The 24,984-nt window shown below is 68.2% G+C and carries 25 protein-coding genes; 18 read left to right on the forward strand and 7 right to left on the reverse strand.

Features of this window, described 5'->3' with window-relative positions:
- Window positions 1–26: 26 nt before the first annotated feature.
- Window positions 27–1,343, forward strand: coding sequence for a hydroxyacid-oxoacid transhydrogenase (locus M5E06_RS01390; RefSeq protein WP_252136903.1), 1,317 nt, complete (start codon window positions 27–29; stop codon window positions 1,341–1,343).
- Between the two features lie 9 nt (window positions 1,344–1,352).
- Here the strand turns inward: M5E06_RS01390 and M5E06_RS01395 are convergent, their stop codons facing one another.
- Window positions 1,353–1,814 carry a GFA family protein gene (locus M5E06_RS01395; RefSeq protein WP_252136904.1) on the reverse strand — a complete coding sequence of 154 codons (462 nt, stop codon included), beginning with the start codon at window positions 1,812–1,814 and terminating at the stop codon, window positions 1,353–1,355.
- 199 nt (window positions 1,815–2,013) lie between these two features.
- A complete protein-coding gene (locus tag M5E06_RS01400; protein WP_109150147.1) occupies window positions 2,014–3,810 on the reverse strand; it encodes an acyl-CoA dehydrogenase in 1,797 nt (598 codons plus the stop codon).
- Window positions 3,811–4,016: 206 nt separating this feature from the next.
- Between M5E06_RS01400 and M5E06_RS01405 the strand changes: the two genes are divergently transcribed.
- On the forward strand, window positions 4,017–5,063 hold the full coding sequence (locus M5E06_RS01405; protein ID WP_252136905.1) for a lysozyme family protein: 1,047 nt from the start codon (window positions 4,017–4,019) through the stop codon (window positions 5,061–5,063).
- Between the two features lie 113 nt (window positions 5,064–5,176).
- Window positions 5,177–6,202 (forward strand): nicotinate-nucleotide--dimethylbenzimidazole phosphoribosyltransferase, encoded by a 1,026-nt coding sequence (gene cobT / locus M5E06_RS01410; RefSeq protein ID WP_109150145.1) that lies wholly within the window; start codon window positions 5,177–5,179, stop codon window positions 6,200–6,202.
- Window positions 6,203–6,372: 170 nt separating this feature from the next.
- Here the strand turns inward: cobT and M5E06_RS01415 are convergent, their stop codons facing one another.
- The 4 genes from M5E06_RS01415 to M5E06_RS01430 all read right to left on the reverse strand — a co-directional run bounded on the left by M5E06_RS01415 (window position 6,373) and on the right by M5E06_RS01430 (window position 9,928).
- On the reverse strand, window positions 6,373–6,948 hold the full coding sequence (locus tag M5E06_RS01415) for a hypothetical protein (RefSeq protein ID WP_252136906.1): 576 nt from the start codon (window positions 6,946–6,948) through the stop codon (window positions 6,373–6,375).
- 16 nt (window positions 6,949–6,964) lie between these two features.
- Window positions 6,965–8,113, reverse strand: coding sequence for a succinyl-diaminopimelate desuccinylase (dapE, locus tag M5E06_RS01420; protein WP_252136907.1), 1,149 nt, complete (start codon window positions 8,111–8,113; stop codon window positions 6,965–6,967).
- Window positions 8,114–8,261: 148 nt separating this feature from the next.
- The gene (dapD, locus tag M5E06_RS01425; protein WP_109150141.1) at window positions 8,262–9,104 is read right to left on the reverse strand and encodes a 2,3,4,5-tetrahydropyridine-2,6-dicarboxylate N-succinyltransferase; all 843 of its coding nucleotides are present in this window, start codon (window positions 9,102–9,104) and stop codon (window positions 8,262–8,264) included.
- Between the two features lie 92 nt (window positions 9,105–9,196).
- Entirely contained in the window at window positions 9,197–9,928 is a 732-nt protein-coding gene (locus M5E06_RS01430) for a pyrimidine 5'-nucleotidase (protein ID WP_109150140.1), read from the reverse strand.
- Between the two features lie 237 nt (window positions 9,929–10,165).
- On the opposite strand from M5E06_RS01430, the gene M5E06_RS01435 reads away from it, so the two are divergent.
- The 4 genes from M5E06_RS01435 (at window position 10,166) to M5E06_RS01450 (ending at window position 14,649) form a co-directional block, all read left to right on the forward strand.
- Entirely contained in the window at window positions 10,166–11,881 is a 1,716-nt protein-coding gene (locus tag M5E06_RS01435; protein WP_252136908.1) for a sensor domain-containing diguanylate cyclase, read from the forward strand.
- Window positions 11,878–13,206, forward strand: coding sequence for a DUF2336 domain-containing protein (locus M5E06_RS01440; protein WP_109150138.1), 1,329 nt, complete (start codon window positions 11,878–11,880; stop codon window positions 13,204–13,206). Before M5E06_RS01435 ends, M5E06_RS01440 begins: the two co-directional genes overlap by 4 nt.
- A 31-nt stretch (window positions 13,207–13,237) precedes the next feature.
- Entirely contained in the window at window positions 13,238–13,870 is a 633-nt protein-coding gene (locus M5E06_RS01445) for a hypothetical protein (RefSeq protein WP_252136909.1), read from the forward strand.
- A gap of 134 nt (window positions 13,871–14,004) precedes the next feature.
- Window positions 14,005–14,649, forward strand: coding sequence for a hypothetical protein (locus tag M5E06_RS01450; RefSeq protein ID WP_252136910.1), 645 nt, complete (start codon window positions 14,005–14,007; stop codon window positions 14,647–14,649).
- A gap of 33 nt (window positions 14,650–14,682) precedes the next feature.
- On the opposite strand, the gene M5E06_RS01455 is transcribed toward M5E06_RS01450, so the two are convergent.
- Window positions 14,683–16,035 carry a pentapeptide repeat-containing protein gene (locus M5E06_RS01455; protein WP_252136911.1) on the reverse strand — a complete coding sequence of 451 codons (1,353 nt, stop codon included), beginning with the start codon at window positions 16,033–16,035 and terminating at the stop codon, window positions 14,683–14,685.
- Window positions 16,036–16,368: 333 nt separating this feature from the next.
- Between M5E06_RS01455 and ffh the strand changes: the two genes are divergently transcribed.
- The 11 genes from ffh (at window position 16,369) to M5E06_RS01510 (ending at window position 24,943) form a co-directional block, all read left to right on the forward strand.
- Complete coding sequence (gene ffh / locus M5E06_RS01460) at window positions 16,369–17,754, forward strand: signal recognition particle protein (RefSeq protein ID WP_109075295.1); 1,386 nt, start codon at window positions 16,369–16,371, stop codon at window positions 17,752–17,754.
- Window positions 17,755–17,815: 61 nt separating this feature from the next.
- Entirely contained in the window at window positions 17,816–18,172 is a 357-nt protein-coding gene (rpsP, locus tag M5E06_RS01465) for a 30S ribosomal protein S16 (RefSeq protein ID WP_063633821.1), read from the forward strand.
- 76 nt (window positions 18,173–18,248) lie between these two features.
- Window positions 18,249–18,830: a ribosome maturation factor RimM gene (gene rimM / locus M5E06_RS01470; RefSeq protein WP_252136912.1), complete on the forward strand. Its 582-nt coding sequence runs from the start codon at window positions 18,249–18,251 to the stop codon at window positions 18,828–18,830.
- Between the two features lie 59 nt (window positions 18,831–18,889).
- Complete coding sequence (trmD, locus tag M5E06_RS01475; protein WP_247870563.1) at window positions 18,890–19,636, forward strand: tRNA (guanosine(37)-N1)-methyltransferase TrmD; 747 nt, start codon at window positions 18,890–18,892, stop codon at window positions 19,634–19,636.
- A gap of 41 nt (window positions 19,637–19,677) precedes the next feature.
- Window positions 19,678–20,073, forward strand: coding sequence for a 50S ribosomal protein L19 (gene rplS / locus M5E06_RS01480; protein WP_012973145.1), 396 nt, complete (start codon window positions 19,678–19,680; stop codon window positions 20,071–20,073).
- A 101-nt stretch (window positions 20,074–20,174) separates the two neighbouring features.
- Window positions 20,175–20,309: a 50S ribosomal protein L34 gene (gene rpmH, locus M5E06_RS01485; RefSeq protein WP_098740538.1), complete on the forward strand. Its 135-nt coding sequence runs from the start codon at window positions 20,175–20,177 to the stop codon at window positions 20,307–20,309.
- A gap of 8 nt (window positions 20,310–20,317) precedes the next feature.
- Entirely contained in the window at window positions 20,318–20,704 is a 387-nt protein-coding gene (gene rnpA, locus M5E06_RS01490; RefSeq protein ID WP_252136913.1) for a ribonuclease P protein component, read from the forward strand.
- A 15-nt stretch (window positions 20,705–20,719) separates the two neighbouring features.
- Window positions 20,720–21,049, forward strand: a complete 330-nt coding sequence (gene yidD / locus M5E06_RS01495; RefSeq protein ID WP_136705134.1) for a membrane protein insertion efficiency factor YidD — start codon at window positions 20,720–20,722, stop codon at window positions 21,047–21,049.
- Window positions 21,050–21,104: 55 nt separating this feature from the next.
- On the forward strand, window positions 21,105–22,847 hold the full coding sequence (yidC, locus tag M5E06_RS01500) for a membrane protein insertase YidC (protein WP_252136914.1): 1,743 nt from the start codon (window positions 21,105–21,107) through the stop codon (window positions 22,845–22,847).
- 113 nt (window positions 22,848–22,960) lie between these two features.
- The gene (gene yihA, locus M5E06_RS01505; protein ID WP_199230789.1) at window positions 22,961–23,644 is read left to right on the forward strand and encodes a ribosome biogenesis GTP-binding protein YihA/YsxC; all 684 of its coding nucleotides are present in this window, start codon (window positions 22,961–22,963) and stop codon (window positions 23,642–23,644) included.
- Window positions 23,645–23,656: 12 nt separating this feature from the next.
- Window positions 23,657–24,943: a cation:proton antiporter domain-containing protein gene (locus M5E06_RS01510; protein ID WP_252136915.1), complete on the forward strand. Its 1,287-nt coding sequence runs from the start codon at window positions 23,657–23,659 to the stop codon at window positions 24,941–24,943.
- Window positions 24,944–24,984 lie beyond the last annotated feature (41 nt).

The raw sequence follows: 24,984 nt of genomic DNA on the forward strand, positions 1-24,984 counted from the left end.
CCCGTGCAACCGGAGGAGCAGCGCTCATGGCAAGCGACACGCACGGCAACGCCTATCCCATCCTGCCCGACGGCGAGGAGGGCTTTACCGTCGAAGCGGCGCGGATGAAGTTCGGCCCCGGCATGCTGGCCGAGCTGGGCGGCGACGCGCTGTCGCTGGGCATGACGCGGGTGGCGCTGTTCACCGACCCGCGGGTTGCCGCAACCGCGCCCTTCGCCATGGCGCTCGATGGGCTGAAGCGGGCCGGCATGGATCCGGTGGTCTATGACCGCTGCCGGGTGGAGCCGACCAGCGCGTCCTTCCTCGACGCCGCCGATTTCGCGCGGGATGGCGGCTTCGACGGCTATGTCTCGATCGGCGGCGGATCGGTGATCGACACCGCCAAGGCGGCGAACCTCTATGCGACCTATCCGGCCGACTTCCTCGCCTACGTCAACAAGCCGCTGGGGGAGGGCATCCCGGTCCCCGGTCCGGTCAAGCCGCACATCGCCTGCCCGACCACCTGCGGCACCGGCAGCGAGACCACCGGCGTCGCCATCTTCGACCATGTGGAAAAGCAGGTGAAGACCGGCATCTCGTCGCGCTACCTGCGGCCGAATCTTGCGGTCGTCGATCCGCGCACCATCGACAGCCTGCCGCCCGGCGCCATCGCCGCCACCGGCTTCGACGTGCTGACCCACGCCATCGAGAGCCACACAGCGCGCCCCTTCCGCTCCCGCCCGAAACCGGAGTCGCCGACGGCGCGTCCGCCCTACCAGGGCGCCAACCCGTGGTCGGACATCGGCAGCCTGCAGGCAATCCGGCTGGGTGGGCAATGGCTGGAACGGGCGGTCAACGACCCCGACTGCCTGGAAGCGCGCGACGCGCTGATGTTTGCGGCGACGCTGGCCGGTCTGGCCTTCGGCAATGCCGGGGTGCACATCCCGCACGCCATGTCCTATTCGGTGGCCGGGATGAACCACAGCTTCACCGCGACGGGCTACGAGACGGTGGACCCAATGGTGCCGCACGGCATCTCGGTGGTGCTGAACGCCCCCGCCGCCTTCCGCTTCACCGGCCCGGCGGCTCCGGAGGCCCATCTGCGCGCCGCCGAGGCGCTGGGGGCGGACACGCGCGGCGCCTCGCCGGAAGATGGCGGCGAGTTGCTGGCGACCCGGCTGATTTCGATGATGCGCGCCACCGGCCTGCCGAACGGGTTGTCGGCGCTGGGCTATGGCGAGGCCGACATTCCGGGTCTGGTCAAGGGCGCCGCCGCCCAGCAACGCCTGCTGACCATCGCCCCGCGCCCGGTGTCGGAGGACGACCTGCGTGGGCTGTACGCGGATGCGATGCGCTACTGGTGAGCGAAGCCGCTATTCCGCCATCGTTTCGCCGGAACCGCCAAACTCCGCCGGGAAGTCCTTCAGCTTTGGCAGGCCATCCCGCATGGGCAGTACGGTCTCGGCATAGTTGACGTGAACGGCGGGGGTGAAAGTCAGGGTCGGTAAGGTCGCGGAGAAAACGTCCACGAGGCCGAGCGGCGGGTGATTGGTCATCAGATGCCCGCCGCACTTCGCGCAATACTGACGCTGGCTGAGCGGCGTCTTCTGAAACGTCGCGAGATGCTCGGCGCCCGCGGTCACGCGCACCGCGTCCGGCTTCCACAGGGTGAAGGCATTGACCGGACCGCCGGACCAGGAGCGGCAGGACCGGCAGTGGCAATAGCCCATGGCCTCCGGCGATCCGGTGACCTCCACCTCCACCGCACCGCAGAAGCAGCGTCCCGAATGAGTCTGTGTCTCGGTCTCCATGCTTGTCATGGCTTTCGACTTCATCTTTGTTGGTGATGCGAACGATGTGACGCTATCACCGATAACAAGGATGTTCAGTTGGCCATTAGGACCATGCTCATTCGATAGGCGATAACAAAGCTCCCCGAAAAATCGGGGCTGTCGAGAGGCGACGGAAGGATTAGGGGCGGGCAACGCAGGGAAAGCCCCTCTCCCAGCTGGAGAGAGGGGCCGGACACATTGGTCAGAACTGCTCTTCGCTCAGCGCCATCACCGTGTTGCGGGCGCTGGCGATGGTCGGCAGCAGGGCGGGGGCGGTGGCCAACACCTGCTCGGCGTAGAAGCGCGCGACGATCAGCTTGGTTTCCAGGAAGGACGCGTTGGCGCCGGGCTGGCGCATGCCCTCCATCGCCTTCATCGCCGAGCGAGCCAGCATCCAGCCGCCGGCCACATTGCCCCACAGCTTCAGATACGCCACCGCGCCGGCCGCCGCCCCTTGCAGGTCGCCTTCCGCCTGGGTCGCGACCATCCAGTCGATGGCCTTGTCCAGCGCGTCCAGTCCGGACGACAGCTCGGTGCGGATCACCGCCAGATCGTCGCCGGGGGCCGAGCCCAGTTCCTCCACCGTCGCCCGCATGTCGGCGACGAAGGCTCTTGCCGCCGCGCCCTTGTCGCGGCCGGTCTTGCGGAAGGTCAGGTCGTTGCCGTGGATGCCGTTGGTGCCCTCATAGATCGGGGTGATGCGGGCATCGCGGTAATGCTGGGCGGCGCCGGTCTCCTCGATGAAGCCCATGCCGCCATGGATCTGCACGCCGGTCGAGGCCACCTCGCAGCCGATGTCGGTGGACCATGCCTTGACGATCGGGGTCAGCACATCGACCCGCGCCGTGGCCGCGGCGCGCACCGCCGGATCCTCGTGGTGGCGGGAGATGTCCAGCTGCGTGCCGGCATAGAGCGCCAGCGCACGGGCAGCCTCGGTCTTGGCGCGCATGTCCAGCAGCATGCGGCGCACGTCCGGATGCTTGATGATGGCGACGCCGGAGCCCTTGGGATCGGCCAGATCCTTGCTCTGCACACGGGCCTTGGCGTAGTCGCGGGCCTGCTGATAGGCGCGCTCGGCGATCGCCACGCCCTGGATGCCGACGCCGAGGCGGGCGTTGTTCATCATCGTGAACATGTATTCGATGCCGCGGTTCTCCTCGCCGACGAGGTAGCCGATGGCGCCCTCGTCGTCGCCATAGGCCATCACCGCGGTCGGGCTGGCCATGATGCCCAGCTTGTGCTCCAGGCTGGCGCAGCGCAGGTCGTTGCGCTCGCCCGGCGTGCCGTCCGGCTTGGGCAGGAACTTCGGCACGATGAACAGGCTGATGCCCTTGATGCCGGCCGGGGCGTCGGGCAGGCGGGCCAGCACCAGATGGACGATGTTCTCCGTCAGGTCATGCTCGCCATAGGTGATGAAGATCTTCTGGCCGGTGATGCGATAGCTGCCGTCCCCGGCCCGCACCGCCTTGGTCCGCACCGCGGCAAGGTCGCTGCCGGCCTGCGGTTCGGTCAGGTTCATCGTCCCGGTCCATTCGCCGGAGATCATCTTCGACAGATAGACCGCCTTCTGCTCCGCGCTCGCATGCTCGGTCAGCAGATCCACCGCGCCCTGGGTCAGCAGCGGGCACAGGCCGAAGGACAGGTTGGCGGCCTGCCACATCTCGTTCACCGCGAAGGCGACCGTCCAGGGCAGGCCCTGCCCGCCATACTCTGGTTCGAAGGGCAGGCTGTTCCAGCCGGCCTCGGTGAACTGGCCATAGGCCTCCTTCCAGCCGGTGGCGGTGCGGACGACGCCGTTCTCCAGCTTCGCCCCTTCCTTGTCGCCGACCCGGTTCAGCGGAGCGAGCACGCCGGAGGCGAATTTGCCGGCCTCTTCCAGGATGGCGTCGACCAGATCGGGGGCGGCGCTGTCGCAATGGGGCAGGGCGGCGATGGCGTCGAGGCCCACCACCTCGTTCAGGACGAAGCGCAGATCGTCGACCGGAGCGGTGTAGGTCATGGCGGGGCGAGTCTCCCAGAGCAAGATTGTTTGGTTTACCTATACGTTAACATACAGCATCGGATGGCGCTTGGCGAGAGGGCGGGATGCCGCGTCATGACAAGGCTAGGCCCGCTCCGCGGCGTCATCAAGCCTCTGTCCGTTTGGCACGGTGTCTGCATGGAAGTGAGCGCCTCCCATCGGGGCCATCACACGGGGATCGACCCATGACCTACGCTTCCGCCCTCGGCAACCTCAGCAACGCAGCCACCCAGGCCGCAGGGGCCACCCGTGGCCCGGCCAATGTGGAGGCCGCCGTGCGCAATGCCAGCGCGAAGACGGGGGTCGATTTTTCCTACCTCATGGAAAAAGCTGCCGTGGAGAGCGGCTATCGCACGGACATAAAGTCCTCCTCCTCCTCGGCGACCGGGCTCTACCAGTTCATCGACAGCACCTGGCTGCAGACGATGAAGGACCATGGCGCCGACCATGGCTATGGCAAATACGCCAGCGCCATCCAGACTCGCGGCGACGGCCGGCCCTATGTCGCTGACCCGGCGATGAAGAAGGAGATCCTGGAGCTGCGCAAGGACCCGACCGCGTCGGCCCTGATGGCCGCGGAATACACCCGCGACAACAAGGAGTATCTGGAGGAGACGGTGGACGGCAAGATCGGCTCGACCGAGCTGTATCTGGCGCATTTCCTCGGGGCCGGCGGCGCGTCGAAGTTCCTGAACGCGATGCAGGAGAATCCCGGCCGCACCGCCCGCGACGTCTTCCCCGACGCGGCGGCGGCCAACAAGAACGTCTTCTACGACAAGGCCACCGGCAAGGCGAAGTCTCTGAAGGAGATCTACGACCGCTTCGCCACCAAATTCTCGGAGAACCCGCTGGCCAACTTCGCCCCGGCCCAGGTGGTCAACGACGCGGTGCGCAAGCAGGACATGCCCGACGGCTTCACCACCCAGGTGCCGATGGCGCCGGCCAAGTCGCTGAACGGCACGCCGCTGTCGATCTATCAGGTGCTGGCGCTGAACGCCCTGGAGACTCCGGACGAGGTCGACAGCGTCAGCGGCCGCCCGGCCCGCCTGCGCGACAAGGACCACCGCCGCATGCGTGACGAGCCGGTACGCACCGACCAGACGGCGGGCACCGGCGTCGCCATGGGCTTCGGGCTCGGGCTTGGCCGCATCGTCGGGTCCGAATCGGCGACGCCGGTCGCCTCGGCCACCGCGGGTGCCGCCGGGACCGACGGGGTCGCCAAGGCGGCGTAAAGCTGTCAACTGGGCGGGGTGGGGTCAAAATGCCCTACTCTGGCGCTTTGACTTGACGGTCGGATGGGTGCAAGGTCGCGCCGTTTTTTGGCGCTCACCCCTCAGGACCGATCATGAGCAACCAGCAGCCCGCCGTCACCTTCGAGGAAATCCGCGCGCTCGTGCGCAACCTGCCCGGCCCCGACCTGGAGGCCGGCACCGCGGCCCTCCAGCGCGAACGGCAGCTGACCAAGCCTGCGGGCTCCCTCGGCCGGCTGGAGGAGATCGCTCAGTGGATGGCGACGTGGCAGGGCCAGCACCCGGCCGAGGCGCGCCGTCCCCGTGTCGCCGTCTTCGCCGGCAACCACGGCGTGGCCGCCCGCGGCGTTTCGGCCTTCCCGGCCGATGTGACGGTGCAGATGGTCGCCAACTTCCAGAATGGCGGCGCCGCGGTCAACCAGCTCTGCGAAGTGGCCGACGCCGACCTCCGCGTCTACGAGCTCGACCTGGACAACCCGACCGCCGACTTCACCCAGGGCCCGGCCATGGGTGAGGAGGACTGCTGCCGCACCATGGCCTACGGCATGATGGCGGTGGAGATGGGCGTCCAGCTGCTGTCGCTGGGCGAGATGGGCATCGCCAACTCGACCTCGGCGGCGGCCCTCTGCCTCGCCCTCTTCGGCGGCGAGGCGGCCGACTGGACCGGCCGCGGCACCGGCATCGACGACGAGGGCCTCGCCCGCAAGATCGCCGCGGTGGAGGCCGGCGTCGCCGCCAACCCGCAGGCCAAGAACGACCCGTTCGAGGCGCTGCGCTGCCTGGGCGGCTACGAGTTCGCCGCCATCGCCGGCGCCATCCTGGCCGCCCGCGTCGCCCGCGTTCCGGTTCTGCTCGACGGCTTCGCCTGCACCGCCGCCGCCGCCGTGCTCTACAAGGCCGACCGCCGCGCGCTCGACCACTGCATGGTGGCCCACCGCTCGGTCGAGCCGGGCCACACCCGCCTGATGCAGGCCATCGGCAAGGAGCCGCTGCTCGATCTCGGCATGCGGCTGGGCGAGGGATCCGGTGCGGCGCTGGCGATCAACATCGTGAAGTCCGCCGTCGCCTGCCACGCCGGCATGGCGACCTTCGCCGAAGCGGGCGTCAGCACGCAGGGGTGATTGCGGGGAGTAGGGGCCTTTTGCCCCCTCCCTAACCCTCCCCCGCCTTTGGCGGGAGAGGGGACTGCCGCCACTCTGGCGTTTGCGTCACGCCGACAAGCATCTTGCCCCCTCTCCCGCGAAGCGGGGGAGGGATGGGGTGGGGGCAAAGCCGATGGCAAATCAGAGCCTCACAGCATCCCATCCGCCAGATCGCTGATCGCCGCCGACAGGAACAGGTCCAGCATCACCAGCGCCGCGGCGGCCAACCCCGGCAGCGACAGGGCGGTGCGCAGGACGAACCACTGGTAGGTCAGCATCGCCATCATCACGCCGAAGACCAGCGCTTCGGACACCCCCGATGGCAGCAGGCCGGTGGCGGACAGCACGATGGCCGGCAGGTAGATCATCATCTGCACCACCGCCGACCAGTTGTAGGCGGTCAGCGCGCCGGGATAGAGCTGCTCCTTGCCCATCAGCGATGCGATGCGGAACAGGGCCAGCGGGAAAGCGGTCCAGCTGACGACATAGGCGATGCCCTCCACCGTCACCAGCTGCAGGATCGGCGTGCCGTCCAGCTGGTCCCATAGCCGGATCGCCAGCAGCAGCGCATAGGCCGGCAGCACCACCAGCGCGGCGTAGAAGGAGTTCAGCGCGCCGTCCGGCGTGCGGTCGAAGAACTCCATCCCCGTCCGGTCGAAACGGGCCAGCCGCCACGCGCCGGTCAGGGCGGACAGGATGGCGGGGGTGGTCAGCGGCATCGTCATGTCCCGGTCAGGCTTCTCACCCGGCAAGGCGCGCGAACACGCCCTTCAGGATCGATTCGTAGATGGCGGTCAGCTGGCGCAGATCCTCCACCGAACAATATTCGTCCACCTTGTGCATGGTCTGGCCGACCAGCCCGAACTCAACCACCGGGCAGACATTCTTGATGAAGCGGGCGTCCGACGTGCCGCCGGTGGTCGAATATTCCGGCCGGCGCCCGGTCACGCCCTCCACCGCCTCCGCCACCAGCTCGGTCAGCGGGCCGGGCGGGGTGACGAAGCTGTCGCCGGAGCAATAGACCTCCAGCTCATAGGCGCCGCCGACGGCGTCGAAGGTTTGGCGCAGCCATGCCTCGATGCTGGCCGGGGTGTGGGCGTCGTTGAAGCGGATGTTGAAGGTCGCCTTGCCCTGTGCCGGGATGACGTTGGTCGCCTTGTTGCCGACGTCGATGGTGGTCAACGCCAGGGTGGAGGGCTGGAAATGCGCCGTTCCCTCGTCCATCGGGTGTTCGGTGATGGCGGCCAGCATGCGGACCAGCCGCGGCAGCGGGTTGTCGGCCAGATGCGGATAGGCGACGTGGCCCTGCGCGCCGAACACGGTCAGGAAGCCGCTCAGGCTGCCGCGGCGGCCGATCTTGATCATGTCGCCCAGCGCCTTGGGGTTGGTCGGCTCCCCCACCACGCAGGCGTCGATGCGCTCGCCGCGCTCCGCCAACCAGTCCAGAACCTTACGGGTGCCGTTGATCGCCACCCCTTCCTCGTCGCCGGTGATCAGCAGGCTGATGGAGCCGGCGGGCGGCCCGTCCTGCAGCCGGCGCGACACGGCGGCGACGAAGGCGGCGATGGCGCCCTTCATGTCAACCGCGCCGCGGCCGAACAGGCGCCCGCCCATCACCTCGCCAGCGAAAGGATCGACGGTCCAGCCCTTGTCGCCCGGCGGCACCACGTCGGTGTGGCCGGCGAAGCAGAAGTTCGGACCCTCGGTGCCGAGCCGGGCATAGAGGTTCTCCACCGGCTCCGTCCCTTCCTGCTGGAAGCGCAGGCGGTGGCAGGTGAAGCCCATCGGCGTCAGCGCCGCCTCCAGCACGCCCAATGCGCCGTCATCGCGCGGCGTGACGCTGGGGCAGCGGATCAGGTCCTGGGCAAGGGCGACGGGGTCGATGGTCATGCGGCTCTTTTCCAACCGGCCCGGCCTCCGCCGGTCGTCATCCCCGCGAAGGCGGGGATCCAGGTGCAGGGGCCGGAGTGCTGCGATGCCAAGCCTGGACCCCCGCCTTCGCGGGGGTGACGGGGGAACGGGTTGAACGGCCTGCCGATCAATCCCGCAGCAGGTCGTTGATCGCCGTCTTCGAGCGGGTCTTTTCGTCGACGCGCTTGATGATGACGCAGCAGTACAGGCTCGGGCCGGGAGTGCCGTCCGGCAGCGGCTTGCCGGGCAGCGAGCCGGGGACGACGACCGAATAGGCCGGGATGCGGCCCATGAAGACCTCGCCGGTGTGGCGGTCGATGATCTTGGTCGAGGCGCCGATGTAGCAGCCCATGGAGATGACGGCGCCTTCCTCGACGATCACGCCCTCGACGATCTCCGAACGGGCGCCGATGAAGCAGTTGTCCTCGATGATGACCGGGTCGGCCTGCAGCGGCTCCAGCACGCCGCCGATGCCGACGCCGCCCGACAGGTGGACGTTCTTGCCGATCTGGGCGCAGGAGCCGACGGTGACCCAGGTGTCGACCATGGTGCCGCTGTCGACATAGGCGCCGACATTGACGAAGCTGGGCATCAGGATGACGCCGGGGGCGACATAGGACGATTTGCGGGCGATGGCGCCGGGCAGGGCGCGGAAGCCGGCGTTCTGGAACTGGCCTTCGGTCCAGCCTTCGAACTTCGGCGGCACCTTGTCGAACCAGGACGAGCCGCCGGGGCCGCCGGGGATCATCTCGTTGGCGTTCAGGCGGAAGGACAGCAGCACCGCCTTCTTCAGCCACTGGTTGACCTTCCAGCCGTCCGCGGTCTTCTCCGCGACGCGCAGGTCGCCGGCATCGAGCGCGTCCAGCGCCGCGTTCACGGCGTCGCGGACGGGGCCGGTGGTGGCGGTGGTGAGATCGGCCCGGTTTTCCCAGGCGGCGTCGATGGTGGCTTGCAGGCTGGCGTGGCTCATGGCGCGGTCGTTCTGCTGTCGATTGTCCAAGGGACGGCACCATGGAGCCGCATCGCGTCCGCTGTCAACAACACCAAGCCTGCGGAAAAGCCCTAAACCCCCGCCACCGCGGCCAGCCAACTCGGCAGATCGTCCACGGTGTGGTCGATGTGGATCCCGGCGCCGACACCGGCCTTCTCGTATTCCTTCTCGCCTCGGACCCAAACGGTGGTCATGCCCAGCGCGTGGGCGGGGGCGAGGTTGCGGGCGATGTCCTCTACCATGCAGGCGTCGGCCGGGTCGACGCCGTGGCGTTCCACCAGCGTGGCGTAGGGGCGGGGATCGGGCTTCGGCACGAAACCGCCGGCGGCGATGTCGAACACCGCCTCGAACCGGTCGAGGATGCCCAGCCGGCCGGCGACATTCTCGGCATGACGGACCGAGCCGTTGGTGTAGATGATCTTGCGGCCGGGCAGCCGGGCGAGCGCGTCGGCCAGCTGGGCGGAGGGCTGGACGCCGGTTACGTCGATGTCGTGGACATAGTCCATGTAGGCGACTGGATCGACGTCATGCTCCATCATCAGGCCGCGCAGCGTGGTGCCGTATTCGCGGAAGAACTGCTTCTGCCGCACCCGCGCCTCGTCCATGCCGATGTTGAAATGGGTGGCGATGAACTCGTTGATCCGGCGGTCGACCTGGGCGAACAGGTTGCAGGATGCCGGGTAGAGCGTGTTGTCGAGATCGAAGATCCACACGGCGCGGTCGCGCAGCGCGGCAAGGGGATTGCCGGCGGATCCGGTGGCGGAGTCGGGCGCCGGAGCGGCGGGGGAGGTCGGGACGGTCATTCCCCAAGAATGGGGCCGCCGGCGTGCCGCCGCAAGGCGCTTCACATGGTCGCAGCACCGGTTGGTCCCTTGGGTCGATCCGCCGTCAGGGGGGCTCCCCCGTATCGTTGGTTGATTGAAGATTAACCCCTAAAGAGGTAGCATGGGCCGGACCTTATAGCGGTTTGCAGCCTAAGGTTATTCACCCCGCCCGCCGCGCGGCTCGTCCGCCTCGTGGCCCGCCGATCTGGGATCGCCGTGGACCTTCTCCTGACCACCGGTACTTCCGCCACCAATGCCGGTCCGACCGGCCCCGTGACGCTGGTCGCGCTGTATCCCGGCCCGGCCCTGCGGCTGGATTCGACGCTGGCCGTCGCCGAAGCCAATGCCGAGGCGGAAGACATGATGGACAGCGATCCGCGCTGGCTGCCGGAACTGCGCAACTGGCTGTCGGGGTCAAGCGTGGCGCCGGGACTGCGTTCGGTGCCGGTGGAATCGCTGCGCGGGATCATGATCGTCGAATGGGCCGGCGTGCCGCTGCCCGACGGCGGCTTCCTGCTGTTGGGCCGCGACGACACGCTGGAACGGCAGCTGCGCCACACGCTGACCGAATCGCGCCGGCGCTACAAGGATCTGGTGGAGGTCTCGTCCGACTTCGCCTGGGAAACGGGACCGGACGGCACCTTCGTCTTCGTCAGCCACAAGGGCGCGCTGGGCTATCCGGCCGACGCGCTGATCGGCCGCGACCCGCGCAGCCTGGCGCTGGAGGAGGCGGAAGACCTGCCGATGCCCTTCGACTGCCGCCGCGCGGTCGATCAGTCCGAGCTGTGGCTGAAGAGCGCCGACGGCACGCCGGCCTGCATCGTCGCCTCCGCCCTGCCGCTGTTCGGGCCGCAAGGCGACTGGATCGGCGCCCGCGGCGTCTGCCGCGACGTGACCGAACAGGTGCTGCGCTCCAACGAACTGGCGCGCATCCGTTATCGCGAACGGCTGCTCGGCCACATCGTCCACACCCTGCGCGACCGGCTCGACGCCGCGGAAGCGCTGGTGGTGGCCGCCACGGAGACGGCGCGGGCGCTCAGCGCCGACGGCTGCCGGATCTACCGGGCGGAGGAGGGGGGCGGCAGCGCCGCGGGCGGGGGTCGTGTCGCCCTGTCGCTGGTGGCGGAGTTCGGCGCGGAGTTGCCGGAGGTCGGGACCGCGCTGCTCGACCGCATCGCCAATGGCGAAGGGCAGTTGGCCGACCGGCTGGGCCACGTGCAGCTGATCGGCGAGCGGACCGAGTACCGGCAGGCGGTGAACGGCGCCCTGCTGGTCTGGCGCGCCGGTGATTCGGAGCCCTGGGACGACGACGACCGCCAACTGATGTCCGGCGTGGCCGACCATATCGGTATCGCCCATGCCCATCTCGCCTATCAGGAGCGGCTGCGCCGCCTGTCGGAGCGCGATGGGCTGACCGGCCTGTTCAACCGCCGCACCTTCTTCGAACGGCTGGAGGAATCGATTTCGCGGCCGGACAGCGGGCCGTCGGCCCTGCTCTATGTCGACCTGGACAACTTCAAGGCGGTCAACGACCTGCACGGCCACCAGCAGGGCGACACGGTGCTGAAGGCCATCGGCACGCTGCTGACCACCGGGGTGCGGCCGGGCGACTTGCCGGGACGGCTGGGCGGCGACGAGTTCGTGCTGTGGCTGGGCCGCACCGACGAGGAGAAGGCGCGGATCGTCGCCGATCGGCTGCTGAACGGCATGCGGGATCTTGCCCACCTGTCGGCAAGCCCGGAGAAGCCGCTGGGCCTGTCGATCGGCATCGCCGTCCATACCCCCGGCCGCGGCGAGACGGTGCGCGAGTTGACCGACCGCGCCGATGCCGCCATGTACGACGCCAAGAAGAGCGGCAAGGGCCATTACGCCTTGGCGCCGGTCTTCCAGGCATCTTCGTCCGACATTTCCGCCGCGGAGCCCGCCCCGTGACCCCGCCCGCCTCCCCGCGTCCCGAGACGCTCGACCCCGCCGATTACGAATCCGCCAAGCGGATGGTGCAAAGCGAGGATCCGGCGGTTCGCCGGAAGGTCGCCGAGCATCCCAAGACCCGGCCGGAGCTGCTGTATTTCCTGGCCGCCGACGCGGCGGCCGAGGTGCGGCGCGCCATCGCCACCAATGCCGGAACGCCGCGGCAGGCCGACCTGCTGCTGGCCAAGGACCGCGAGGTCATGGTGCGGCAGGCGGTGGCGCAGAAGATCGCCCGTCTGCTGCCGGAGCTGTCGGCCGATCAGGCGATCCAGATCGAGCGGCTGACGGTGGAATGCCTGGAAACGCTGGCTCGCGACCAGGCGAGCGAGGTGCGCGGCATCCTGGCCGAGGCGCTGAAGGACCTGCCCAACGCTCCGCACGGCGTCATCAACCGGCTGGCCCGCGACGTGGAGCTGTCGGTCTGCGCGCCGGTCCTGCAGCATTCGCCGATCCTCACCGAAGAGGATCTGACCGACATCATCATGAAGGGGCCGGTGCGGGGCGCGATGACCGCCATCGCCAGCCGGCAGAACGTCTCCGCCTCCGTCGCCGACGCCATCGCGCGCTCCGACGACGAGGCGGCGGTGACGGCGCTGCTCGGCAACCCGTCGGCCCAGATCCGCGAAGAGACGCTCGACCGCATCCTCGATCAGGCGCCGCAGCACGAACCCTGGCATTCGCCGCTGGTCCGCCGTCCGCGCCTGCCGGCGCGCGCGGTGGCGCGGCTGGCCAGCTTCGTCGCCGACAATCTGCTGAAGGTCCTGCAGGACCGCGACGACCTCGACCCTGCGGCGGCGCGCGGGCTGGTGGAGGCGGTGCGCCAGCGGGTGGGGCAGGCGGCGGCCGGCACCGCGCCCGGCCAGCCGCTTGGCCCGGTCGATTTCGGCGAGGAGGCGGTCGGCGGTGCCGCCGGGCCGGAAAAGCCGGTGGAACGCCCCAGCGACAAGGCGGCCCGCCTGAACAAGGAAGGCAAGCTGACCGAGAAGCTGATCGAGGGGTCCATGGTGGAGGGCGATCGCGGCTTCGTCATGGCGGCGCTGGCGGAGCTGTCGCAGATCCCGCTTCCGGTGGTCGACCGCATCGTCGCCACCCACGCGCCGCGCGCCGTCACCGCGCTGGTGTGGCGCGCCGGACTGACCATGCGCTTTGCCCGGCAGGTCCAGTTGCGGCTTGCCCAGATTCCGCCAAAAACGGCGCTTAATGCTCGCGACGGCACGCACTATCCGATGACCGATGAAGAGATGCGCTGGCAGCTCGAATTCTTCGGCGTCGAGGAAAAGGCGTGACGTTTCCAACCGTTTTCGGGTTTTCCCTGGCATGCGTGTCGCTTTCCTCGCCTTCTTCGTCATCCTGATCGCAGCATCCACCAGCTTTGCCGCCCCGCCGCGCGAAACGCCGGAGGAGCGCGAGGTCGCCGCGACCTTTGACGCCGCCCGCAGCGCGCTCGCCGAAAAGCGGGGGTCGGCGGTGATTCCGCTGCTCACCCGCAACTCGGTCAAAGCGCTGGAGTCGGTGCGTGACGCCGCCCGCCAGCCCGGTGACGCGCCGCTGCAGCGGCTGGAGCCGGCCGAGCGCTTCGCCGCCATGGGCCTGCGCCGCTATCTCGGCCCGTCCGAACTGCGCCGCATGTCGGTCGGCGACATCGCCAACCATGCGCTGAAGGCGGGCTGGCTCGGCCCCAACGTCATCTCCCGCAGCGCGCTGGGGCCGGTGCGGGTCAAGGGTGACCGGGCATCGGGCCTGCTGATGGTCGACAACCGGCCGGCGCTGGTTCCGGCCGACTTCGTGCGCGAAGGCGGGGCGTGGCGCATCGACCTGTCCAGCGTCTTCTCCTTCGGCAGCCAGATGCTGAAGGGCTTCGCCGCTATGTCCGGCAAGGACGAGACCGCCTATATCGACGAGTTGCTCAACCGCCTGCCGGCCAAGCCGGGGGCGATGAGGACGCACTGAGCCCAGGTGCGATACTCCGTCCGGCTCAAATCCTTCTGCGCGAAATCCGTCTGGCCGCGTCCATACGCGTGATTGCGGCGATTCAAGAGTTTGCGTAGACTCGCGCCCGCTTCCACCAAGTGTTGGCGCCGACGATGACCGCACCGGAAGAGTCCAGTTCCTTGCAAGCTCTCGGCCGAACCGTGCCCTGCGGCGCGCATTTTCGTGCCGCGGTGCTGGAGCTTGCCGCCCTGCGCGGGGTCGGGGTGTCGGCGCTCGTGACGGCCGCCCTGCTGCTGGCGCCGGAGGGGGCAGCCGATCCTGGGTTGCGCGACTCGGGCGGCGAAGCGGTGCTGGAGGTGGAGGGTGTCGAGGCCAAAGACGCCGCGATCCGCAGGGCGCTGGCCGCCGCCCTTGCGCTCGCCGATCCGGGCGCCCGCATCCTGCCGGCCGAAGACGTGCGCCGGCTGGAAGCCGCGGTGGAGACGCTGGGCTACCGCAACAAGACGCTGGCCCACGCGCTGCAACGCCTGTCCTTCCAGCCGCTTGATGGTCAGATCACCGAAGTGCGAGACGCGGCGCAGCTGTTCGGCTTCGTCAATGAATGGTGTTTCGACGAGGATCAGGTGCGGCGGCGTTTCCGCGAACTGGCGCCGGTCTATCACCCCGACACCGGCATCGTTGCCTGCCGCGAGCGGATGGGCCAGTTGATCGACGCCCGCAACCTGCTGGTCCACCATGTCCGCAGCGTCTACAGCTCCGGCGACTGGCTGGCGAAGCGGGGCGGCTCCCCCGTCTGACCCGAATCCTGACCTGGATCCGGGGCGACCGCTTCAACTGGCCAGCCCGATTGTCTCCTCGACGATCGCTTGATCCATCGTGGTGCCGTCCAACACGGCCCCGGTCAGGTCGGCGCCGGTCAGATCGGCCTCGCTGAGGTCGGCGCCGGTCAGGTCCGCCCCGGCCAGATTTGCCCCGGCGAGGTTGGCCTTGCGCAGGTCCGCCTTGCACAGCAGCGCCATGCCCAACCGGGCGCGCTGCAGATTGGCGCGCCAGATGTGGCCGCTCATCGTCTGGATATGGACGGGCCCGAGCTGGGCGCCGGTCAGGTCGGCACCGGTCAGGGTGGCGCGCTCGAAATTCACGCCACGCAGATCGGCCTTCGACAGGTTGGCCTTGCGCATGTCGGCCAACGACAGGTCGGCTATCGCCATCGCCGCACCCGACAGGTTGGCGCCGCGCAGCGCAATGCATTGCAGGATCGCCGCCGACAGGTTGATGCCGTCCAGCTTGCGGCCCGACAGGTCCAGCGCCGACAGGTCGGCGCGCTTGCCGGCCTTGCCGCCGCTGTCGATCCAGCTCAGATGCTCCATCAGCATCTCGCGCAGGTCGTCTTCCGGGTTCTCCAGCGTCTTGGCCAGAACCGCCGCCTGCAGGTTGGGCGAGCGCATCTGGGCGGCGTCGAGGATGGCGCCGATCATGGTGGCGCCGCTGAAGTTGGTGCGGTTGATGGCGCAGCCGGTCATCACCGCCCCCGACAAGCGGGCGCCCGACAGGTTCGCCTCCGTCAGGTCGGCGTCGGTCAGGTCGCAGCCGGTCAGGTTGGAGCCGGTCAGGTTGGCCCGCATGAACTTCGTGCCGCGCAGGATGGCGTCGGTCAGGTCGGTCTGCATGACGAAGGCGTTGGCGATCTTCGCCCGCGACAGGTCGGCGCCGCGGATGGTCGCCGCCGTCAGTTCCGACGTCAGAACCGAATCCTCATACTCCTGCGCGTACATCTCGCCGCTGGCATCGTAATGCAGCAGCGTGCCGTCGCGCAGGTCGACCTCCACCAGCGTCGCCTCGCTCAACACCGCGCCGCGCAGGCACGCGCCACGCAGGTCGGCCCGACGCAGGTCGGCCTTCTCAAGGTTGGCGAGCCGCAAGTCGGCGGCATAGAGGTTGGCGTTGGAAAGATTGGCGCCGGTCAGCCGCGCGCTGAACAGCTTGGCGCCCGACAGATCGGCGTCGGACAGGTCGATGCCGGACAGGTCGAGATGCGACAGGTCCCGCATCTTCAGGTTGGCGCGTACGCCGCCGGGCTGGCTCTTACGGAATGCCTGGTGCCGCAACAGGATCGCGTTGAGCTGGCTCTGGGTCAGCTTGGTGCGCGGACTGTTGGACCCGAAGCCCTGGGCGGACGACATCGCCGGCATACCTTCTCTATTTGGTAACCCATAATCCGAAAGAGTCGCCAAAATTTGGTTAAGAGTCTGCGGACTGTGACAAGGTTGCGACCGATAACCGCGCTCCCGCAAGGGCGACCTTCGGCGGGAGTCCGAGGGCCGCTTGCAACGGTTGACTCGTGGTGCCGGCTTCTCTATGGTCCGCCGACCTGTCTTCCGCCAAGTCGAAAGACCGGGTACCCCGGCCCCATGCCGGGTATCTCCGCCAGTCCGCGAGGTTCGCGCACTGGCGCTTTCGTGCTTGTGCGGGTGGCGGCTCTGATGCTGGACCCGGAACTGGGGAACGAGTAACGCATGTTCGAAGGCCTGACCGGACGCCTGGGCGACATCTTCGACAAGCTGCGCCGCCGTGGCGCGCTGACCGAGGAGGACGTCTCCGCAGCACTGCGCGAAGTTCGCGTGGCGATGCTGGAGGCCGACGTCGCGCTGCCCGTCGTCAAGCAGTTCGTCACCCAGGTGAAGGAACGCGCCGTCGGGCAGGAGGTGCTGAAGTCCGTCACCCCCGGCCAGCAGGTCATCAAGATCGTTCACGACAACCTCGTGGAGATGCTGGGCGAAGGCGCCGACATCAACCTGAACGCCGCCGCCCCGGTGCCGATCCTGATGGTCGGCCTGCAGGGCTCGGGCAAGACGACCAGCACCGCCAAGATCGCGCTCCGTCTGAAGACGAAGGAGCGCAAGAAGGTCCTGATGGCCTCGCTGGACGTCCGTCGTCCGGCCGCGCAGGAACAGCTGAAGGTTCTCGGCGAGCAGACCGGCGTCGCGACGCTGCCGATCGTGCCGGGCCAGGACCCGGTCGCCATTGCCAAACGCGCCATCGAGACCGGCCGTCTCGAAGGCTACGACGTCGTCATGCTCGACACCGCCGGCCGCCTCGCCATCGACGAGGAGCTGATGGCGGAGGTCGCGGCGGTCCGCGACGCGACCAAGCCGGCGGAAACGCTGCTGGTCGCCGACGCGATGACCGGCCAGGACGCCGTCACCGTCGCCACCAACTTCAACGACAAGGTCGGCATCACCGGCATCGTGCTGACCCGCATCGACGGCGACGCCCGTGGCGGTGCCGCCCTGTCGATGCGCCAGATCACCGGCAAGCCGATCAAGCTGCTGGGCGTCGGCGAAAAGATCGACGCGCTGGAGTCCTTCCACCCCGACCGCATCGCCGGCCGTATCCTCGGCATGGGCGACGTGGTGTCGCTGGTGGAGAAGGCCGTCGAGACCATCGACAAGGACGAAGCCGAAAAGCTCGCCCGCAAGATGGAGAAGGGCCAGGGCTTCGACCTCGACGACATGGCGATGCAGCTGAAGCAGCTCCGCAAGATGGGCGGCATGTCCGGCCTGATGGGGATGCTGCCGGGCATCGGCAAGATCAAGGACCAGCTGAAGGACGCCAACGTCGACGACGGGATGATCAAGCGCCAGGAGGCGATCATCTCCTCGATGACCAAGGCGGAGCGCAAGAACCCCGACATCATCAAGGCTTCGCGTCGCAAGCGCATCGCCGCCGGTTCCGGCACCTCGGTGCAGGAGGTCAACAAGCTGCTGAAGCAGTTCGAGACCATGCGCGGAATGATGAAGCAGGTGCAGAAGCTTGGAAAGAAGGGGATGCTGCGCGGCGGCCTCGGAAACCTGCTGCCGAAGGGACTCGGCGGCTTTGGCGGCAAGGGGCCTTTCGGCTGACCTGACCGCCTTACGAAATCACCTGATACCTGTTTGACTTGAGAAGAGAAAGTTTCGACCAATGGCTCTGAAGATTCGTCTGGCTCGCGGTGGTGCGAAGAAGCGTCCGTTCTACTCGATCGTCATCGCGGACGCCCGCAGCCCGCGTGACGGCCGCTTCATCGAGAAGATCGGCACCTACAACCCGATGCTGCCGCGCGAGCACGAGCAGCGCATCATCCTGAACGCCGAGCGCGCCAAGCATTGGCTGTCGGTCGGCGCCCAGCCGACGGACCGCGTGGTGCACTTCCTGGCCAATGCCGGCCTGGTCGAGAAGCCCGCCGTCCGCGAGACCCCGAAGAAGTCGGCTCCGAAGGCCAAGGCGCAGGAGCGTCTGAAGGCCGAGGCCGCCGCTGCCGCGGCTGCCGCAGAAGGCTGACCTTGGGGCTGAGGTTGAGGGTGGGCCTCTTGGCCCGCAGGGTTGAGGTCGTGACGACGTGCCGGGTGCTCCTACGATGACCGCCAAAATCTGTGTCGGCCAGTTCGCGGGATCGCACGGCGTGCGGGGGCTGGTGAAGCTGCGCAGCTTCACCGCCGAACCCGCCGACATCATGACCTATGGCCCGCTGTCGGACGAAGCCGGCGCCCGCCGCTTCACGGTGACGCTCCAGGGCATGGTCAAGGACAACTTCCTGGCCAAGGTCGACGGGGTGACCAGCCGCGAACAGGCGCAGGCGCTGACCGGTGTGCGGCTCTATGTGGACCGCGGCGCCCTGCCGGCGACGGAGGACGAGGACGAGTTCTACCATGCCGACCTGATCGGCCTGCGTGCGGAACTCGCCGACGGAACCGTCTACGGCACGGTAAAGGCGATTTATGACTTCGGGGCCGGCGACGTGCTCGAAGTCCGAACCGCCGGCGGGCCGCTGGAGATGCTTCCCTTCTCCAAGGCCTGCGTGCCGGTGGTCGATGTCCGGGGCGGTCGCGTCGTCGTCGATCTTCCGGCCGTGATCGAAGCCCGCGAGGGTTCCGATGACGAGGCGGAGGAGGGCGAGGGGGAAGAGGGCGGAGACCAGCGCGGGGAGGAGGGGCCGTGAATCACGGCGCCGATGGACCGCGGGTCTGGACGGCCAAGGTTCTGACGCTGTTCCCGGAAATGTTTCCGGGGCCGCTCGGCCACTCGCTGGCCGGCAAGGCGTTGGAAAATGGAGTCTGGGCACTGGAATCGGTGGACATTCGCTCGTTCGCGCGCGATAAACACCGCTCCGTCGACGACACCCCCTTCGGCGGAGGGGCCGGCATGGTCATGCGGCCCGACGTGCTGGACGCGGCTTTGACCGCGACGGCGGGACCTGTGGGGGCACCGGGACGCGGCCGGGCGATCTATCTGTCGCCTCGCGGACGGGTGCTGAACCAGGAACTGGTCAAGGAGCTGGCCGCCACCCCGGTGGTGACGCTGCTCTGCGGCCGGTACGAAGGGGTGGACCAGCGGGTCCTCGATGCGCACGGCCTCGAAGAGGTCAGCCTCGGGGATTTCGTGCTGTCCGGCGGGGAACTCGCCGCGCTCAGCCTGATGGATGCCGTGGTGCGCTTGCTCCCCGGCGTCATGGGCAACGTGGAGACGGCGGGCGAAGAGAGTTTCGAACGGGGGTTGCTCGAATACCCCCACTACACCCGGCCGGCGGTCTGGACCGACGGGCAGGGTGTGGAACGCGCGGTGCCGGAGGTTCTGCTCTCCGGTCACCACGGAAAGGTCAAGGCCTGGCGGCTAGCCGAGGCGGAGAAGATCACGGAGGCCCGACGGCCGGACCTGTGGTCGCTCTACCAGGCGAGTCGTCCGGCAGAAACTGTTACGAACAAGGGTCGGCGGCAGGCTCGCCGGCGCGACCCGAAACCGGAGTGACGGTCCGCCGCGAGGCGCGCCGATAGAAAAGGGGTAGTGCTATGAACCTGTTGCAGCAGCTTGAGCAGGAGCAGATCGAGAAGGCCCTCGGTGGCAAGACGATCCCGGAGTTCTCCTCGGGCGATACCGTCCGCGTGAACGTGAAGGTCGTCGAAGGCACGCGCGAGCGTGTCCAGGCCTATGAGGGCGTCGTGATCGCCCGCAAGAACGCCGGCCTGAACAGCTCCTTCACCGTTCGCAAGATCAGCTACGGCGAGGGCGTGGAGCGCGTGTTCCCGCTGTACTCCCCGCGCATCGACTCGATCGAGCTGGTCCGCAAGGGCGCCGTCCGCCGCGCCAAGCTGTACTACCTGCGCGATCTGCGCGGCAAGGCCGCCCGCATCGCCGAGCGCACCACCGGCCGCGGCATGGTCAACGGCCGCCGGGCTGCCGAGTAAGGCGCCTTCCGGTTCGTTTCAGGTTCATAGGTTCGGCGCCCGGCCATCCGGCTGGGCGTCTTCTTCCCGTCACCATCAGCAAAGCTTAAGGAGTAGGCGCCATGAAGCGCACGTTCCAGCCGTCCAAAATCGTGCGTAAGCGTCGCCACGGCTTCCGCCACCGCATGTCGACCGTCGGCGGCCGCAAGGTCATCGCCCGTCGCCGCGCCCGCGGCCGCAAGGTCCTGAGCGCCTGATCCCCGCGATGGCGGCGCCGGACCACGAGGTCGGGCGCCTGATGCGGCGGCCGGAATTTCTGGCCGTGGCCGGGACACGGCGCAAGCATGTGGCTCCCGGCCTGATCCTCCAGGTGCGCCGGCACGACGACAAGCAGCGGCCCGCCAACGGCGGTCCGCCGATCCGTTTCGGTTTGACGGCGAGCCGCAAGGTCGGCAACGCGGTGGTGCGCAATCGCGCCCGCCGCCGTTTGCGTGAGGCCGCGCGGCAGATTTTGACCGTTCATGCGGCGCCCGGCCACGACTTCGTGCTGGTCGCTCGCGGCGGTACGGCCGAGCGGCCGTGGACCGACCTGCTCGGCGACCTTGCCGCCGGGTTGAAGCGCCTCGGCCTGTGGCGCGAGGCGGAAGGGTAGGAGGCCAGCGACGTCATGTTTCGCATCGCCGGCCTCAGCCCGCTCGCGCACCTGCTCCGCGCGCTCGTTTATCTCTATCGCTGGACCTTGTCGCCCTTCGTGGGCTGGCATTGCCGTTTCCAGCCGACCTGCTCCTGCTACGCCATCGAATCGCTGGAAAAGCATGGAGCCATCCGGGGGGGATGGCTGACCGTGCGCCGGCTCGGGCGTTGCCATCCCTGGGGCGGGTCGGGATGGGATCCCGTGCCCGATCCCGCTCCGCAGGGGGCGCCCCAGGCGTCCCATCGCTGTGGTCTGCGGGAAAAAGGGCATGCGGCGGTTGCCCAGCCCGGCGAAAACCCGTAACAAGGCCGCGCACACGCCGCCCTTCTTCCAAAGGCCCCACGGCAACCGGGACGCCATGACCGACCAACGCAACCTCATCATCGCGATTGCCCTGTCGATCGCCATCCTTCTGGGCTTCCAGTATTTCTACGAAAAGCCGCGGGTGGAGCAGCAGAAGCAACTCGCCGCCCAGCAGGCCGCCCAGACGGAGCAGTCGGTGCCGGTGCCGGCCCCCGGCGTGCCCGCCCAGCAGCCCCCGGGCACGGCCTCCGTTGGCACGGCAGAGGTCGCGAAGGAGCGCCCCGAGCTGCTCGCCGAGCAGCTGGCGGCCGGCACCCGCGTGAAGATCGACACGCCGGCCCTGCACGGGTCCGTCAACCTCGTCGGTGGTCGCATCGACGACCTGACGCTGGCGCAGTACCACGAGACGCCGGACCCGAAGAGCCCGGAGATCGTGCTGCTGGCCCCGGCCGGCACGCCCGCCGCCTATTATGCCGAGTTCGGCTGGGTGCCGCAGGGCGCCGGCATCGCCACCCCGACCGCGACCACCCGCTGGACCGCCGACGGCACCGCGCTGACCCCGGACAAGCCGCTGACCCTGACCTGGGACAATGGCCAGGGGCTGGTGTTCGAGCGCAAGATCGCGGTCGACCCGGACTTCATGTTCACGGTGACGCAGTCGGTCCGCAACACCGGCGCCAACCCGGTCACGCTGCTGCCCTACAGCCTGGTGTCGCGCACCGGCACGCCGCACACGTCGGGCTATTACATCCTGCATGAAGGCCCGCTCGGTGTCTTCAACGGCTCGCTGACCGAAGAGAAGTACGACGACGTCCGCAAGGCCGGCAGCATCTCCAAGGAAACGACCGGCGGTTGGATCGGCATTACCGACAAGTATTGGCTGGTGTCGCTGGTGCCCGACCCGAACGAGAAGGTCACCGCGCGCTTCCTCTACAATCAGGTCGCCAACGCCGACCGCTACCAGACCGACACCATGGGTGCGCCGGTCACGGTCGCGCCGGGTGCCTCGGTCGAGAACACCGGCCGCCTGTTCGCCGGCGCCAAGCAGGTGAAGCTGCTGGACAGCTACTCCGAGAAGCTGAACATCAAGAACTTCGACCTCGCGATCGATTTCGGCTGGTTCTACTTCCTGACCAAGCCGTTCTTCTACGCGCTGGACTTCCTGGGTCGTGTCATCGGCAACTTCGGCATCGCCATCCTGGTGCTGACCGTCTGCGTCAAGGCCGTCTTCTTCCCGCTCGCCAACAAGTCCTATCAGGCGATGAGCAAGATGAAGGCCCTGCAGCCCAAGATGCAGGAGTTGCGCGAGAAGTTCAGCGACGATCAGGCGCGCATGAACCAGGAGCTGATGGCGCTGTACAAGCGCGAGAAGGTCTCCCCGGTGTCCGGCTGCCTGCCGATCCTGATCCAGATCCCGGTGTTCTTCTCGCTCTACAAGGTGCTGTTCGTGACCATCGAAATGCGGCATGCGCCGTTCTTCGGCTGGATCCACGACCTGTCCTCGCCCGATCCGACGAACCTGTTCACGCTGTTCGGCCTGATCCCGTGGAGCCCGCCGACCATGCTGCATCTCGGCCTGTGGCCGCTGATCATGGGCGTGACCATGTGGTTCCAGCAGAAGATGAATCCGGCGCCGCCGGACCCGGTCCAGCAGAAGGTGTTCCAGTTCCTGCCCATCGTCTTCACCTTCATGCTCGCCGGCTTCCCGGCCGGTCTGGTGATCTACTGGGCCTGGAACAACACGCTGTCGGTCCTGCAGCAGTGGACCATCATGAAGCGCATGGGCGTGAAGGCCTGATCCGTCAGGCATTGATCCCTCTGCCTAATGTCTGAGACGTACCGCCGGCAAAGACCCTTGACGGGCCTCTGCCGGCGGTATGTTTTTAGCCGATCAAAATGAGAGCGCTTGCCATGACTACCCCCGACACGCCGACCCCCGACACCCCCAGCATCGTTTCCGGCTTCGACGAGGCCGCGCTGGAGGCCGGGCGGCTGCTGTTCGCCAAGGAGTGCGACTTCGTCTGGGGCGCCAACGCGCTGAATCAGCTGCCGGAGGCCGACCTGCCGGAGGTCGCCTTCGCCGGACGGTCAAATGTCGGCAAGTCGAGCCTCGTCAACGCGCTGACCGGGCGCAAGACGCTGGCCCGCACCTCCAACACGCCGGGCCGCACGCAGCAGCTCAACTTCTTCAACCTCGGCGACCGGCTGAAGCTGGTGGACATGCCCGGCTACGGCTATGCCAAGGAATCGAAGGAGAAGGTGGAGGCGTGGAACGACATGGTCCGCCGGTTCCTGCGTGGCCGCGTCACCTTGCGCCGGGCGCTGGTGCTGATCGATTCGCGTCATGGGCTGAAGCCCAACGATCATGAGATCATGGAGATGCTGGACCGCACGGCGGTGCCCTACGTCGTCGTGCTGACCAAGGCGGACAAGGTGAAGGCCGCGGATCTGGACAGGATCCGCCGCGACACCCAGGCGGGGCTGAAGAAGCACCCGGCAGCCTTCCCCGACATCCATGTCACCAGTTCGGAGAAGGGCACCGGCATCGCCGAGCTGCGCGCCAGCCTGGCAGCGCTCGCTCTGGCCGCCGAATAAGGGCCGGCGGCGGTGGGTGGCATTTCCCCCGCGCTGCTGTTCCTGATGCAGGCCCTGCTGCTGATCGCCGGGCCGTTTCTGTTGTGGCGGCTCGGCGGCGGGCGCCACATCGCCCCGATGGTGGTCATCCAGATCCTGTTCGGGGTGGCGCTGGGGCCGTCGTTGCTCGGCCGGCTGGTGCCGGATTTGTGGGGCGTTCTGTTCGCGCCGACGGCACTGGCGCCGCTGTCCGGTCTGGCCCTGATGGCCGTCGTTTTCTTTGCCTTCCTCACCGGCCTGCATCTCGATCCCGCCGAGTTCCGCGGGCGGGGAGGGGCCTTCGCCACCGTGGCGCTGTCCAGCATGCTGGTGCCGACCCTGTTGGGTGGCGCCTTGGGCTGGTGGCTGGCCGGCGCCTTTCCCGGCATGACCGGACCGCATGCGACCCCCGGCCTGTTCGCCGCCGGCTTCGGCATCTGCGTCGGCGTCACCGCCCTGCCGGTACTGGGCGCCATCCTGCGCGAGATGGATTTGCTCGGCGACCGGGTCGGGCGTCTGGCGCTGGGCTATGCCGCGGTGAATGACGCGCTGCTTTGGCTGCTGATCACCGCGGTTCTGGCATGGTCCACGGCCGATGGCGGCGATCCTTGGGCTGTCGCGAAAGTCGGGCTGCTCGGCTTCGCCTATGTCGGGGCGACGGTTCTGGTCGTGCGCCCGCTGCTGGACCGACTGCTGGAGCGGGTGGCGCCGGATGGGCGGATGGGCGACACCGCGGTGGTGGTGACCTGTGTGGCGCTGCTGGCCTCGGCTGCGATGACCGAATTGATCGGACTGCATTACATCCTGGGCGCCTTCATCGCAGGCAGCGCCATGCCGCGCCGCTACGCCGCCGCCATCCTCGACCGGCTGGAGCATTTCGCCACGCTGATCCTGCTGCCCTTCTTCTTCACGCTGACCGGGCTGAAGGTGAATTTGACGCTGGACGACCCGGCGCAATGGACGGTGTTCGCGCTCGCCAGCTTTGCCACGTTCGCCGGCAAGATGGCCGGCACAACTCTGCCCGCGCGCTGGACCGGCGAGTCCTGGCCGGACGCGCTCAGGCTCGGCACGCTGATGCCGTGCAAGGGGCTGATGGAGGTGATCGTGCTGACCGTTCTGCTGGAAGCCGGCGTGCTGTCCGGTCCCTGTTTCTCGGCGATGGTGCTGATGGCGGTGGCGGTCACCGCGCTGACGCAGCCGATGACGCGGCTGGCCGGATTGTGGCGTCCGGCCGGCGGTACGGCGGCGGCGACCGCGGGAGGCAGGCGTGGGGGTATGTGACCGTTAAATTGCCCCCTAGGCAACCGGCCGGCCTTTCCGTT

This window comes from Azospirillum sp. A1-3, from assembly GCF_023806445.1.
Lineage (GTDB): Bacteria > Pseudomonadota > Alphaproteobacteria > Azospirillales > Azospirillaceae > Azospirillum.